Origin of the sequence: Pseudomonas sp. VS40 (assembly GCF_018587885.1) — a bacterium.
In the GTDB taxonomy this organism is placed as follows: Bacteria; Pseudomonadota; Gammaproteobacteria; order Pseudomonadales; family Pseudomonadaceae; genus Aquipseudomonas; species Aquipseudomonas pergaminensis.
On sequence record NZ_JAGYWD010000002.1, the window covers coordinates 40,632 to 54,166 of the forward strand.

The window sequence follows — 13,535 nt, forward strand, 5'->3', positions numbered from 1 at the left end:
ATAGACTATTACAGGTGCTGCGATGATGGCGTGTGGCTAAATGTCGCCCAGGATCTGACGTGATACTTATAAGGTGCACGCAACGTGTAGTGAGCGGGCTTGCCCCGCGCTGGGCTGCGAAGAAGCCCCCAATCCGGACACCGAGATCTACCTGGATTAACTCGGTGGCCTTATAGGGAGCTGCTTCGCAGCCCAGCGCGGGGCAAGCCCGCTCACTACAGCAAGCCCGCTGGCCGTAAGTTGTTGCTCTGCGCGCTCGCCGGCCTGTTAGAACTTGAACCGCCCCACCAACCCCTTGAGCTGACCCGAAATATCCGTCAGTCGCCCTGATCCGGTCTGCGCCGAGTGAGCGAAGCCTTCCACCAGTTGTGCATCGGCATGGATCTGCGCGATGTGCCGGTTGATCTCTTCGGCCACCTGGTGTTGTTCTTCGGCGGCGGTGGCGATCTGGGTGTTCTGGTCGCGGATCGAGTCCACCGAGCCGCGGATCTTGTCGAAGCTGTCGCGGGCCTGTTGGATACGTTCCACGCTGGTGTGAGACACCAACAGGCTGCCTTGCATCTGCTGGGTCACTTCCTGGGTGCGGCGGGCGAGGTTGCCGAGCAGGCTGTCGATCTCGCCGGTGGAGTCCGCAGTGCGGCGGGCGAGGGCACGGACTTCGTCGGCGACCACCGCAAAGCCTCGGCCCTGGTCCCCGGCGCGCGCGGCCTCGATCGCCGCGTTGAGCGCCAACAGGTTGGTCTGCTCGGCAATCGAGCGGATGGTGTCGAGGATGGTGTTGATGTTTTTACTGTCCTGCTCCAGTTGCTGCATGGTCTGGGTGGAGCGTTGCAGGTCTTCGCTGAGCTTGAGCACGCTGCCGGTGGCCTCACCGATGTGCTGCTGGCCGTCGTGCACGTCGCGGTAGCCTTCGTCGGCACTGGTGGCGGCGGCGCTGCAGGAGCGTGCGACTTCGTTGGCGGTGGCCACCATTTCGTTGAACGCGGTGCTCACCAGTTCCACGGCTTCGCGCTGGCGGCCGGCAGCCTGGTTCATGTTGTGGGCCACTTCGCTGGTGTCGGCGGCGGCGGTCTGCAGGTCGGACGAGGCGTTGCCGATGCGCTGCACCAACTGGGCGATCATGCTCAGGAACTGGTTGAACCAACCGGCCAGGCTGGCGGTTTCGTCCTTGCCTTGCACCTTGAGCTGGCGCGTCAGGTCGCCTTCACCTTCGGCGATTTCTTGCAGGCCGTCGGCCACGCCGCGGATCGGGCGCACGATGACGCTGGCAAAGCTGGCGCCGACAATCGCGAATACCAGGGCCAACACTGCTGCAATGGCCGCGATCAACCAGGTGAGGCGGGTGGCGCCGGCCATCACTTCGTCGCGCTTGATCAGGCCGATAAAGCGCCAGCCGAGGTCTTTGGAGCTGACCATGTTGGCCATGTAGGCCACGCCATCGATGTCGATCTGGCTTACGCCGTCGCCGCGCTTGGCCAGTTCGGCGTAGTTGGGGCCCAGGTCGGCCAGGGGCTTGAAGTTGTGCTTGGCATCGCTGGGGTCGACCAGCACGTTGCCGTTGCCTTCCACCAGCATCAGGTAGCCGCTGTCGCCCAGCTTGATGTTGCGCACCAGTTCGGTGAGTTGCTTGAGCGACACGTCCAGGCCGACCACGCCGAGGATATTCCCGGTGGCGTCGGCGACGGTGTGTACGGTGCCGATCAGCGTCACATCGTCCGGCGCCCAATAGTAGGCGCCGGTGCGCACGGTTTTACCCGGCGCGGCGATGGCCGCCTGGTACCAGGGGCGGACGCGCGGGTCGTAATTGGTCAGTTTGGTATCGTCGGGCCAACTGGCGTAGCCGCCGTCCTTCAAGCCCAGGGACAGGTAGGCGGTGCTCGGATGACTTTTGGCGAACTGGTCGAAAATCTCTAGCAGCGCCGTGTTGGTCGGCGTGAGAGGGATTTGTGCGGCGTCGGCGCCGGCGTAGCTCTTGAGGTCCTTGGCCGCGACAACGCGTGGGTCCTTGGCCACATAGTCGACGTTTTGGCTGATGCCATCGAAGAACTGCTTCATGCCATTGTCGATCTGGCGGATCTCGCGGCCACTGCTGTCGAGGAAATTGGCCTGGGCCCCCTCGCGCAGATTCAACACGACCAGCACGGCCACCAGGATAACCGGCACGCACGCGATGGCCGCAAATGCCCAGGTCAGCTTTTGCTTGATATTCATGACTTCACCCGCGGGTATTTATAATTTTGGCAAGGAGAAAACAGTAGCGTCGAGCGTCGCATGTGTTGTTATGAGAGGGGTGTGGCCCATGCGTACTCCCTGTATATCGACTGAGGGAGCACGCACTTGAGGCCGAAGGGAGGGTTTAACCGATGCGCTCGCCACCCAGCGCATCACGCTGCATCGACTGCAGGTTTTTCTCGATGGTTTCGCAGATGGTGTCCATCTGGATCTGGTGTTCGCTGGAGTTGAACGGGCTTTGCAGGTCGGTGCCGATGCGCTCGATGGCCAGCAGCATGAAGCCCACCACCGTCGAGGCCAGCGGGGTGAACCAACCCAGGGACTCCACCAGGCCCACCGGTACGATCAGGCAGAACAGCGAGATAAACAGGCGCGGGAAATACACGTAGGGGTAGGGCAGCGGGGTGTTGGCAATCCGTTCCATGCCGCCCTGGGCGTTGGACAAATCCACCAGGGTCGACTCCAGCCGTGCCAGGCGAATGCTGTCGAGGTGACCGACCTTGTACTCCCGTGCCAGCAATGCTGCTGAACCGGTGAGGATATCGTTGGCAAAGTTGTTGGTGGCGCCGTTACGCGCAAACTCATCGCCGGGGATAAACGCGCGGACTTCTTCGGGGCACGGTTGGCCCTTGAGGTGCGCGGCCAGGCAATTCACATAGGCCACATGGCGACGCAGCAGGGTGGCCTTGACCGGGTTCACTTCGTCGTCGGGATCGTCCAGCAGGGTCAGCACCTGGCGCGCAAAACTGCGCGAGTTGTTGACCATCGCGCCCCACAGGGTACGGGCTTCCCACCAGCGGTTGTAGGCGCTGCTGTTACGAAAACTGATCAGCACCACCAGCGCCGAACCCAGCAGGGTCAGGGGCATCAGCGGCAGATTGATTTTGTAGGTGAGGAACAGCATGAAGTCCACGGTGACGGCGACGTCCCACAACAACAGCCAGAACAGCGCCCAGCCCACGTAGCCCATGGTCTTGATGATCAGGCGGTACTTTTTGATGATGGCGGCTTTCAAACGAGAACCTCGGGGTGAGCAGTAAGCGACAGTGCCTTACTCGGACGCCGGTTTGAGGGGAAAGGTTCGGTGGCTGCCTGAAACGTTTAAGTCGCGCTCGCTTCTGTTGATTGGGACGGGGGGCGTCATGTTAGGGTCTTTGGCTGCAACCCTGCAGGCGAGGAGCACGAATGAAGGTTGGCGTTATTTCCGACACCCACGGCCTGCTGCGCCCTGAAGCGGTCGAGGCCTTGCAGGGGTGCGAGCTGATCATCCATGCCGGCGATATCGGCAGCCCTGAGATTCTCGAACAATTGGCGCGCATCGCGCCGCTTCAGGCAGTGCGCGGCAACAATGACCAGGACTCGGCGTGGGCGGCACATGTGCCCGATCATCTGAACATCGACGTGAATGGCTGGCAGGCGTTGCTGGTGCATGACATCGCCCACGCCCCCGCATTGCTCGATGCAAACACGCGGTTGGTGATCACTGGCCATTCGCACAAGCCCCTGATCGAGTGGCGTGGCGCAACGCTGTATGTAAACCCCGGCAGTGCAGGGCGACGGCGCTTCAAGTTGCCGGTGACGTTGGCCGTGCTGGAGGTGTTGGAGGCGTCCATCGATCCACGCCTGATAGCGTTACTGGACTGATCCGGGTGTTACCGCTGCGCCAGAATGCAGTGCAGCAAGCCTGGGAACCGTTGCTCAAGCACCTCGGCACGCAACGAATTCAGATGAGTGGTCCCCACGCTGCGGGTGTGCACCAGCCCGGCGTCACGCAACACGCGAAAGTGATGGGACATGCTCGACTTGGGCCGTCCGCCGTCCAGTTCGCCACAGGTGGCCTCGGGCACACCCGCCAGGCAGCGTACGATGTCGAGGCGCACCGGATCACTCAACGCGTACAGCAGGCGTTCGAGGGTCAGGTCTTCAAGGGGAGGGTGTTTAAAGGCTCGCATGAAATGAATCATAACAGGGGGGTATCGTTGAATACCATAGTTCGATTACCATCGAACTATCGAATCACTCACTCGCTCCTGGAGTTCTCCATGTCCGCTTTGTTCGAACCGTTCACCCTCAAAGACGTCACCCTGCGCAATCGCATCGCTATCCCGCCGATGTGCCAGTACATGGCCGAAGATGGCATCGTCAACGACTGGCACCTGGTGCACCTGGCCAGCATGGCCCGTGGCGGTGCCGGTCTGGTGGTGGTCGAAGCCACCGCCGTCGCGCCGGAAGGCCGCATCACCCCTGGCTGCGCCGGCCTCTGGAGCGATGCTCACGCCGAGGCCTTCGTGCCGATGGTCAAGGCTATCAAGGCTGCCGGCTCGGTGCCGGGCATCCAGATCGGCCACGCCGGTCGCAAGGCCAGCGCCAACCGCCCGTGGGAAGGTGACGACCATATCGCCGCCTCCGATGCCCGCAGCTGGGAAACCATCGCCCCCTCGGCCATCGCCTTCGGTGCCAACCTGCCGCAGGTGCCGCGCGCGATGACACTGGACGACATCGCCCGGGTGCGCCAGGACTTCGTCGACGCTGCCCGCCGTGCCCGCGACGCCGGTTTTGAATGGATCGAGCTGCACTTCGCCCACGGTTACCTGGGCCAGAGCTTCTTCTCCGAACACTCCAACCAGCGCACCGACGCCTACGGTGGCAGCTTCGACAACCGCAGCCGTTTCCTCCTGGAAACCCTGGCCGCCGTGCGTGAAGTTTGGCCGGAAAACCTGCCGCTCACCGCGCGTTTCGGCGTGATCGAATACGATGGCCGCGACGAGCAGACCCTCACCGAATCCATCGAACTGGCCCGTCGTTTCAAAGCCGGTGGCCTGGACCTGCTGAGCGTCAGCGTCGGGTTCACCATCCCTGACACCAACATCCCGTGGGGCCCGGCATTCATGGGGCCGATTGCTGAGCGTGTGCGTCGTGAAGCCGGTATCCCGGTGACTTCGGCCTGGGGCTTTGGCACCCCGCAACTGGCCGAAGGCGCGTTGCAGGCCGGGCATCTGGACCTGGTATCGGTGGGCCGTGCACACCTGGCAGACCCGCATTGGGCGTACTTTGCAGCCAAGGAACTGGGGGTTGAGAAGTCGTCGTGGACCTTGCCTGCGCCTTACGCGCATTGGTTGGAACGTTATCGCTGAGGTTGATCGCCGACGGGCTCAAGCAAACCGGGCCCATCATTGCGCGTATTGCCTACCGCCGTGTCCACCCTGAACCATTCGAACACATCGCAAGGTTCTCCCTGGAACAGCACCATCTGCTCGGCCCGGCCCTTGGTTGTCGCCGGGTCCAGCCATTCACGCGCCAGTGTCGGGTTGAGCACCACCGGCCGGCGGTCGTGGATGTCGACCATGCCGCCGGCGCTGTCGGCGGTGATGATCACAAACCCATCGTGCTCGCCCGCGCCTTCATCGGCGTCGGGTAGCTGGCCGATGGCGGCGCACAGCACGGGCGCGCCGTCCCTTCGCCGTATCAGGTAAGGCTGCTTTTTCGGGCCGCCTTCATCCACCCATTCAAACCAGTTGTCCACCGGCGTTATCGCACGGTGTGGCCAGATCGCCCGGAAGAACGCACCGTGGGCGACTTTTTCGGCGCGGGCGTTGATCGGCGCTGCTCGGTCCTTGGCCCAATGCGGCCGCCAGCCCCAGCGCACGCGGTCGGCGTGCAGCACCTCGTTGTCCAGATGCAGCAGCTTCACCAGGGTGGAGGGCGCGACGTTGTAGCGGGCCTGATCGCCCGCCGAATCGGCGAGGGCATTGGGCATGCTCAAGGCCGCCACAAAATCATGAATGCCGCGGTACTGCGAAAGTCGTCCGCACATGGCTGGATCCTCCGGCTGAACCCTGAGCTTAGCCGCCACCGTGCGCACGCTTGCACAAATTTGAACATGACAAATGAGAATGCATATCAATGGTGTGAAAGTTGGTATACCCTGCGCCGCACAAAAATTGGCAGATATGCCGCTCCATCTGGCTCTTTCACTAGGTTCATCTCATGCGTCGTACCCTGGTTTCCGTGTGTGTGCTTCAAGCGTTTTCCCCTTTGAGCTGGGCGCAGCTCGAGCCGGTTGAAAGAGCCACGATCGAGCTGCAAGCCACCAGCATCACCGGCACTGCCGATTATGAAACCGCCCAGGGACCGGTGCAGGGCTACCACGCCACCCGCTCGGCCAGTGCGACGCGCACCGACACCTCGATCCACGAAACCCCGCAGTCCATCAGTGTGGTGTCCAAGGCGGTGGTCGAGGATATCGGCGCCACCCGCCTGCAAGACGCCCTGGACTATGCCGGCGGCGTTGGCCGTGCCAACAACTTCGGCGGGCAAGGGCTCACCACCTTCACTGTGCGCGGCTTTACCACGGGCGAGTTCTACCGCAATGGTTTCCCGATCAACCGCGGCTATCCGAACATGCCCGACGCCAACACCATTGAACGTCTGGAAGTCCTGCGCGGCCCGGCAACCATGCTCTATGGCCGGGGCGATCCTGGCGGTACCTTCAACGTGGTGTCCAAGCAGCCATTGGCCGAGCCGACCGTGACCCTCGGCAGCCAGCTGGATGACCAGGGCATGCAGCGCGCCACACTCGACGCATCGGGCCCTTTGGACGAACAGGGCCGCCTGGCCTATCGCCTGAACGTGGTGGGCGAGGGCGGCGACACCTTCCGTGATCATGTGGAAACCGAACGCTACGGCGTGACCCCGGTCATCACCTGGCAAGCCACCGATGCCACCAAGGTGATCTTCGAAGGTGATTTCATGCGCAACAATCACCCGCTGGACCGTGGCCTGACACGTTACCCGAATCAAAAGGGTACGCCGTCGCGCGACACCTTCTGGGGCGAGAAAGACGTCGGCAAATTGCACAATGACAACAGCATGGCCCAGCTGCGTTTCGAACACCTGCTCAATGACAACTGGACCCTGGGCGGCGGTTTCCAATGGCTGGACGGCACCCTGCAAGGCAACGCCATCGAAGCCAACGGCCTGGCTGCTGACGGCCGCACCCTGGGTCGCAACTTCAACTACCGCAAGCTGGAGTGGACCGACAAAGACACCCAGCTCAACCTCACCGGGCATTTTTCCACGGCCGGCTTCGATCACACCCTGCTCACCGGCGTCGAGTTCGAAGACTACGATTACAAGTCGATCATCCAGCGCTCCAGCGGCGCGGTGGGCGCTTATGCCATCGACATCTTCAACCCGGTCTACGGCCAGGCGCGCCCGGCGCTCACGCGCACGCCGACCCATGACAAGGAAAACCTCAAGACCTACGCCGCGTTCGTCCAGGACCAGGTGGCCCTCACCGAACGCCTCAAAGTCCTGGCCGGCGCACGCTTCGAACGCTTTGAGCACGACTACCACACTTACGTACCAGGCGGTAAAAGCTGGGAAGCCAGCGACAATGCAGTCACCCCCCGCGTTGGCGTGATTTACGACCTCACCGACACCGTCGCGGTGTACGCCGACGCCGCGCGCTCGTTCAAGCCCAACACCGGTGCCAGCCGCCAGGGCGGCGGTTTTGAGCCGGAGAAAGGCAAGTCCTATGAGATGGGTATCAAGTGGGAAGCCCTCGATCGCCAGTTGAGCGTCGACGCAGCGATCTACCAGATCGAGAAGAAAAACGTGCTCACCACCGACCCCCTGGACTCCACCTTCAGCGTCGCCGCCGGCCAGGTACGCAGCCGCGGATTGGACCTGAATGTGGCAGGCAACATCACCCCTGAGTGGCGCGTGATCGGTGGGTATGCCTACGTCGACGCCGAAGTCACCAAGGACAACACCCTGCGCACTGGCACGCGCTTGCTGAACATCCCGCGCAACAGCTTCAGCTTGCTCAACGTCTATGAATTCCAGGACGGCACGCTGAAAGGCCTCGGCTTGGGGGCCGGCGCTAAATACGTGGATGAGCGCGCCGGGCAGACGTCCAACACGGCATTCTCGATGGACGCCTACACCGTGGTCGACCTGCTCAGCTACTACAAGGTCAACGACAAGGTACGGCTGAACCTGGACGTGAAAAACCTGTTCAATCGCGAGTATGAAGAGGGAGCGTTCGGCAACGTGTATGCCTACCCAGGCGAACCCCGCACCGTTCAGGTCGGGATCGCCTACACCCTATAAGGCGTACTCAGGTAAACCTGTGGGAGCGGGCTTGTTCGCGAATGCGGTGTGTCAGCCAATACATTCAGTGACTGACACCCTGCATTCGCGAGCAAGCCCGCTCCCACGTTTTTGAATCGGTGTTTACCTGATAGCGCGTGGTTTTGGCCTGGCGCTCAGAGCGGCGTGAGCACATTCATCACCGTATCCAGCGCCACCCGCGTGTCATCCAATTGCACCAGCGACGCGTGCCGCGCGCCCAGGGCGTCGCGGTTCTGGATTGCGGTGAGGATCGCTTTGTGCCGGGGCAGGCTCAGGCCCTGGATGTCCGGGCGGCGGTTAGTGATGTTGATCGACTCACGCAACGGCAGCGACAGCATGTTGCACATGTAGGCCAGCAGGTCGTTGCGGGTGGCGTCGGCAATGGCGCGGTGGAAGTCCAGGTCGGCCTGTAGCAGCTGTTCGTGGGTCTGCGCGGTTTCCATGCCAAGGTAGGCTTGTTCGATGGTCGCGATGTCTTCATTGGTGGCGGTGGTCGCGGCCATGGCGGCGATCTCCGGTTCGAGGATGCGCCGCACCCCGGCCAGGGTGTTGAAGAATTCGCTGTGGGGCGTGGACTGCATCAACCAGGACAGCACGTCCGGGTCGAGCAGGTGCCATTTCAACCGAGGCCGCACCACCGCGCCCACCCGTGGCTTGGAATACACCAGGCCCTTGGCGCTGAGCACCCGCGTGGCTTCACGCAACACCGAACGGCTGACCTGGTACTCCTCGCAGAGCGTGGCCTCCATGGGCAGCCGTTCTTCAGGCTTGAAGCGACCGGAAACGATGTGCATGCCCAAGTCCTGAACGATCTGGGCATGCTGGCTCTTGCGCGGCTTGGGCGGCTGGTGATCCATGACTACGGGGAGGCTCTGGCTTGAATTCGCAGCATCATAGCATCCCAATTAGTGGGAATGCCGGGGGACTTCAGCCCCTCGGCAGCCCACCAGGAAGTCAAAGTCGCAGCCCTGGTCGGCCTGCAGCACATGGTCGATGTACAGCTGGCGATAGCCGCCGACAATGAGGTTCTGTGGGGGCGCCAGGTCAGCCATGCGTGCTGCCAGCTCTGCGTCGGGAATGTCCAGGTGCAGGCGGCCGTTGGCGCAGTCCAGTTCGATCCAGTCACCTTCCTGCACCGTGGCCAACGGCCCGCCGGCAGCGGCTTCCGGCGCCACATGCAACACCACCGTGCCGTACGCGGTGCCGCTCATGCGTGCATCGGAAATCCGCACCATGTCCGTCACGCCCTGGGCCAACAGCTTGGCGGGCAAACCCATGTTGCCGACTTCGGCCATGCCAGGGTAACCCTTGGGGCCGCAGTTTTTCATGACCAGGATCGAGTTGGCGTCGACGTCCAGCTCCGGGTCGTTGATGCGCGCCTTGTACATGTCGAAGTTCTCGAACACCACCGCGCGGCCTCGGTGCTGCATCAGTGCCGGGCTGGCGGCTGACGGCTTGAGCACCGCACCCAGCGGCGCCAGGTTGCCGCGCAATACACAAATGCCGCCGTCGGCACGGATTGGGTTGTCGAGGGTGCGGATCACCTCGTCCTGGCCATAGATCGGCGAGTCCTGCGTGTTCTCGCCCAGGGACTTGCCGTTCACGGTCAGGGCGTTCGGGTGCGGGATCAGGTTGGCTTCACCGAGACGGCGCAGCACGGCGGGCAGGCCACCGGCGTAGTAGAACTCTTCCATCAGGAAGCGCCCCGAGGGTTGCAGGTCGACAATGGTCGGCATGCCACGGCCAATGCGGGTCCAGTCATCCAGGTCGAGTTCGACGCCGATGCGCCCGGCGATGGCTTTGAGGTGGATCACCGCGTTGGTCGAACCGCCGATGGCCGCATTCACACGGATCGCGTTTTCGAACGCTTCCTTGGTGAGAATCTTCGACAGCTTCAAGTCTTCGCGCACCATCTCGACCGCACGCATGCCCGACATATGCGCCAGCACATAGCGCCGCGCATCCACTGCCGGGATCGCGGCGTTGTGGGGCAGGGAAGTGCCCAATGCCTCGGCCATGCACGCCATGGTCGAGGCGGTGCCCATGGTGTTGCAGGTGCCTGCCGAACGCGACATGCCGCCCTCGGCCGCGAGGAAATCATCCAGCGTGATGGTGCCAGCCTTGACCTGCTCGCTGAGCTGCCACACCACCGTGCCCGAGCCAATGTCCTGGCCCTTGTGCTTGCCGTTGAGCATCGGCCCGCCGGTCACGACGATGGCCGGCACGTCGCAGCTGGCCGCGCCCATCAGCAGCGCGGGGGTGGTCTTGTCGCAGCCAGTCAGCAACACCACGCCGTCAATCGGGTTGCCACGAATCGCCTCTTCCACGTCCATGCTCGCCAGGTTGCGGGTCAGCATCGCGGTAGGGCGCAGGTTCGACTCGCCGTTGGAGAACACCGGGAATTCCACCGGGAAGCCACCGGCCTCGATCACGCCGCGTTTGACGTGCTCGGCAATCTGGCGGAAATGCGCGTTGCACGGGGTCAGCTCCGACCAGGTGTTGCAGATGCCGATGATCGGCTTGCCATGAAACTGATGGTCGGCAATGCCCTGGTTCTTCATCCAGCTGCGGTACATGAAGCCGTTCTTGTCGGCGGTACCAAACCACTGGGCAGAGCGTAGGCCGGGCTTTTTATCAGGCATGATCGATTCTCTTATTGTATGACTATATGTTCTATGCGTGCTTAAACATAAGCGTAAAATCGATGCTTTGGAAGAGTTGTTTTGCAAATAGTCATACTATATAGTCGGTCTTCACTGAGGTATGGCCCTGGCGGATTTTCGCGAGAGGCGTCCCCCGAGCTTCTATAAAAACAACAATCGGAGATCGACCCCCATGAGCCAGGAACTGCGGCTTATTCGGCGCATCACGCTGAAACTGATTCCCTTCCTGATCCTGCTGTACCTGATCGCCTACGTGGACCGCTCCGCCGTGGGCTTCGCCAAGTTGCACATGGGCGCCGACGTCGGCATCGGCGACGCCGCCTATGGCCTGGGTGCGGGGTTGTTCTTCATTGGCTACTTCCTGTTCGAGATCCCCAGCAACCTGATGCTCGACCGCTTCGGCGCGCGGCGCTGGTTTGCACGCATCATGATCACCTGGGGCGCCATCACCATCGGCATGGCCTTCGTGCAAGGGCCGCACAGCTTCTATGTCATGCGCTTTTTGCTCGGCGCGGCGGAGGCGGGGTTCTTTCCGGGCGTGCTGTACTACATCACCCAATGGTTCCCGGTGCGCCATCGCGGCAAGATCCTTGGGCTGTTTATCCTTTCGCAACCCATCGCGATGATGATCACCGGCCCGGTGTCCGGTGGTTTGCTGGGCATGGACGGCATCCTTGGCCTGCACGGCTGGCAGTGGCTGTTCATCGTGATCGGCACCCCGGCGATCCTGCTGACCTGGCCCGTGCTGCGCTATTTGCCGGACGGCCCCAAGCAGGTCACCTGGATGAGCGACGACGAAAAGGCCTGGCTCACCGGCGAACTCGCCAAAGACCTGCAAGCCTACGGGCAGACCCGCCATGGCAACCCGCTGCATGCGTTGAAAGACAAACGCGTGTTGTTGCTGGCGCTGTTCTACTTGCCGGTGACCCTGAGCATCTACGGCCTGGGCCTGTGGCTGCCGACCCTGATCAAACAGTTCGGCGGCACTGACCTGGTCACCGGCTTTATCTCGGCCGTGCCGTATATCTTCGGCATCATCGGCCTGCTGATTATCCCGCGCAGTTCCGACCGCCTGAACGACCGCTACGGCCACCTCGCAGTGCTTTATGTACTGGGTGCCATCGGCCTGTTCTTCAGCGCCTGGCTCAGTGTGCCGGTGCTGCAAATGGCCGCGTTGTGCCTGGCGGCGTTTGCCCTGTTTTCCTGCACGGCGGTGTTCTGGACCTTGCCGGGGCGCTTCTTCGCGGGTGCCAGTGCGGCGGCGGGCATTGCCTTGATCAACTCGGTGGGCAACCTCGGTGGCTATATCGGCCCGTTCGTGATCGGCGCGCTCAAGGAATACACCGGCAACCTGGCGTCGGGCTTGTACTTTTTGTCCGGGGTGATGGTGTTCGGGCTGGTGCTGACCTGGGTGGTCTACCACCTGCTGGAGCGCAAGCATGTGCTGCCTGCCGACCAATTCGCCGCCAGTGCCCGTGGCGCCACACGTACTTAATCCAGGAGAAATGGCATGCGTTTAGTTCAGTTCGAGTTGCGTAATGGCGAGCGTCGCGTCGGCGTGGTCGATGGCACCAAGCTGCGCGAAGTCAGCACGGCCCGCAGCGTGCGTGAGTTGGCCCTGGCAGCCATCGAGGCGGGCGTCGGCCTGGCGCAACAGGTGGACAGCCTGGGCCTGGGCGACAGCTACGACTACGCAACATTGCTGGCCGACCTGAAGATCCTGCCGCCGCTGGACCACCCGGACCCGGCCCATATGCTGATCAGTGGCACCGGCCTGACTCACCTGGGCAGCGCCTCGGCGCGTGACAAGATGCACCAGGCCGGTGACGACACCGCGCTGACCGACACCATGCGCATCTTCAAATGGGGCGTGGAGGGCGGCAAGCCCGCGGCTGGCCAGGCGGGCGTGCAGCCCGAGTGGTTCTACAAAGGCGACGGCAGCATCGTCGTGCGTCCCGGCGCGGCCTTCCCGGTGCCACCGTTTGCCGAGGATGCCGGTGAAGAACCGGAAATCGGTGGCCTCTACGTCATCGGGCCGGACAGCAAGCCCTATCGCGTCGGTTTTGCAGTGGGCAATGAATTCTCCGACCACGTGATGGAACGCAAGAACTACCTGTACCTGGCCCATTCCAAATTGCGCAGTTGCAGCTATGGCCCGGAGTTGCGCGTGGGCGAGTTGCCCCAGCACCTGGCGGGCACCAGCCGTCTCTTGCGTAACGGTGAGGAAATCTGGCGGAACGAATTCCTCAGCGGCGAGGCCAATATGTGCCACAGCCTGGAAAACCTTGAATACCACCACTTCAAATACCGCCAGTTCCTCAAGCCGGGCGATGTGCACATCCACTTTTTCGGCACCGCCACGCTGTCATTTGCCGACGGTATACGTACCCAGGCCGGCGATGTGTTCGAGATCAGCCAGGCCGAGTTCGGCGCGCCGCTGGTCAACCGTGTCGGCAGCAGCGAGGCAGCCTTCGAGCCCGGCAACGTCATCACCCTTTAAAGGAG

General features: G+C 62.5%; 10 protein-coding genes and 2 pseudogenes. 5 read left to right on the forward strand and 7 right to left on the reverse strand.

Going from position 1 to position 13,535, the window contains the following annotated elements; all coding sequences use genetic code 11:
- Window positions 1-267: 267 nt before the first annotated feature.
- The 3 genes and pseudogenes from KHP07_RS29815 to KHP07_RS05280 all read right to left on the reverse strand — a co-directional run.
- Window positions 268-810: pseudogene (locus KHP07_RS29815) on the reverse strand (methyl-accepting chemotaxis protein); the annotation flags it as partial.
- Window positions 811-1,131: 321 nt separating this feature from the next.
- Window positions 1,132-2,211, reverse strand: a pseudogene (locus KHP07_RS29820) (cache domain-containing protein); the annotation flags it as partial.
- A 145-nt stretch (window positions 2,212-2,356) separates the two neighbouring features.
- The gene (locus KHP07_RS05280) at window positions 2,357-3,247 is read right to left on the reverse strand and encodes a bestrophin family protein (RefSeq protein WP_010211227.1); all 891 of its coding nucleotides are present in this window, start codon (window positions 3,245-3,247) and stop codon (window positions 2,357-2,359) included.
- A gap of 170 nt (window positions 3,248-3,417) precedes the next feature.
- Here KHP07_RS05280 and KHP07_RS05285 point away from each other — a divergent pair, with 170 nt between their 5' ends.
- Window positions 3,418-3,876 carry a metallophosphoesterase family protein gene (locus tag KHP07_RS05285; RefSeq protein ID WP_099491882.1) on the forward strand — a complete coding sequence of 153 codons (459 nt, stop codon included), beginning with the start codon at window positions 3,418-3,420 and terminating at the stop codon, window positions 3,874-3,876.
- An 8-nt stretch (window positions 3,877-3,884) separates the two neighbouring features.
- Here KHP07_RS05285 and KHP07_RS05290 read toward each other — a convergent pair whose 3' ends face one another.
- Complete coding sequence (locus KHP07_RS05290; protein ID WP_099491881.1) at window positions 3,885-4,196, reverse strand: ArsR/SmtB family transcription factor; 312 nt, start codon at window positions 4,194-4,196, stop codon at window positions 3,885-3,887.
- Between the two features lie 78 nt (window positions 4,197-4,274).
- Here KHP07_RS05290 and KHP07_RS05295 point away from each other — a divergent pair, with 78 nt between their 5' ends.
- The gene (locus tag KHP07_RS05295) at window positions 4,275-5,366 is read left to right on the forward strand and encodes an NADH:flavin oxidoreductase/NADH oxidase (RefSeq protein ID WP_078049100.1); all 1,092 of its coding nucleotides are present in this window, start codon (window positions 4,275-4,277) and stop codon (window positions 5,364-5,366) included.
- On the opposite strand, the gene KHP07_RS05300 is transcribed toward KHP07_RS05295, so the two are convergent.
- Window positions 5,357-6,046 (reverse strand): SOS response-associated peptidase, encoded by a 690-nt coding sequence (locus KHP07_RS05300; protein WP_214496725.1) that lies wholly within the window; start codon window positions 6,044-6,046, stop codon window positions 5,357-5,359. The two genes, KHP07_RS05295 and KHP07_RS05300, sit on opposite strands and share 10 nt — an antisense overlap.
- Before the next feature lie 173 nt (window positions 6,047-6,219).
- Between KHP07_RS05300 and KHP07_RS05305 the strand changes: the two genes are divergently transcribed.
- The gene (locus KHP07_RS05305) at window positions 6,220-8,346 is read left to right on the forward strand and encodes a TonB-dependent siderophore receptor (RefSeq protein ID WP_214496726.1); all 2,127 of its coding nucleotides are present in this window, start codon (window positions 6,220-6,222) and stop codon (window positions 8,344-8,346) included.
- A gap of 155 nt (window positions 8,347-8,501) precedes the next feature.
- Here KHP07_RS05305 and KHP07_RS05310 read toward each other — a convergent pair whose 3' ends face one another.
- Together KHP07_RS05310 and KHP07_RS05315 are read right to left on the reverse strand one after the other, a co-directional pair.
- Window positions 8,502-9,224 carry a FadR/GntR family transcriptional regulator gene (locus KHP07_RS05310; RefSeq protein WP_214496727.1) on the reverse strand — a complete coding sequence of 241 codons (723 nt, stop codon included), beginning with the start codon at window positions 9,222-9,224 and terminating at the stop codon, window positions 8,502-8,504.
- A 48-nt stretch (window positions 9,225-9,272) separates the two neighbouring features.
- Window positions 9,273-11,009 (reverse strand): IlvD/Edd family dehydratase, encoded by a 1,737-nt coding sequence (locus tag KHP07_RS05315; protein WP_099491878.1) that lies wholly within the window; start codon window positions 11,007-11,009, stop codon window positions 9,273-9,275.
- Between the two features lie 193 nt (window positions 11,010-11,202).
- Between KHP07_RS05315 and KHP07_RS05320 the strand changes: the two genes are divergently transcribed.
- Together KHP07_RS05320 and araD1 are read left to right on the forward strand one after the other, a co-directional pair.
- A complete protein-coding gene (locus KHP07_RS05320) occupies window positions 11,203-12,525 on the forward strand; it encodes an MFS transporter (protein WP_078049095.1) in 1,323 nt (440 codons plus the stop codon).
- A gap of 15 nt (window positions 12,526-12,540) precedes the next feature.
- Window positions 12,541-13,530: an AraD1 family protein gene (gene araD1 / locus KHP07_RS05325; protein ID WP_214496728.1), complete on the forward strand. Its 990-nt coding sequence runs from the start codon at window positions 12,541-12,543 to the stop codon at window positions 13,528-13,530.
- The last annotated feature ends 5 nt before the right edge of the window (window positions 13,531-13,535 follow it).

Coding starts and splice junctions, on each gene's coding strand:
- KHP07_RS05285 (WP_099491882.1), top strand. CDS start 3,418: ATGAAGGTTGGCGTTATTTCCGACACCCACGGCCTGCTGCGCCCTGAA.
- KHP07_RS05290 (WP_099491881.1), bottom strand. CDS start 4,196: ATGATTCATTTCATGCGAGCCTTTAAACACCCTCCCCTTGAAGACCTG.
- KHP07_RS05295 (WP_078049100.1), top strand. CDS start 4,275: ATGTCCGCTTTGTTCGAACCGTTCACCCTCAAAGACGTCACCCTGCGC.
- KHP07_RS05300 (WP_214496725.1), bottom strand. CDS start 6,046: ATGTGCGGACGACTTTCGCAGTACCGCGGCATTCATGATTTTGTGGCG.
- KHP07_RS05305 (WP_214496726.1), top strand. CDS start 6,220: ATGCGTCGTACCCTGGTTTCCGTGTGTGTGCTTCAAGCGTTTTCCCCT.
- KHP07_RS05310 (WP_214496727.1), bottom strand. CDS start 9,224: ATGGATCACCAGCCGCCCAAGCCGCGCAAGAGCCAGCATGCCCAGATC.
- KHP07_RS05315 (WP_099491878.1), bottom strand. CDS start 11,009: ATGCCTGATAAAAAGCCCGGCCTACGCTCTGCCCAGTGGTTTGGTACC.
- KHP07_RS05320 (WP_078049095.1), top strand. CDS start 11,203: ATGAGCCAGGAACTGCGGCTTATTCGGCGCATCACGCTGAAACTGATT.
- araD1 (WP_214496728.1), top strand. CDS start 12,541: ATGCGTTTAGTTCAGTTCGAGTTGCGTAATGGCGAGCGTCGCGTCGGC.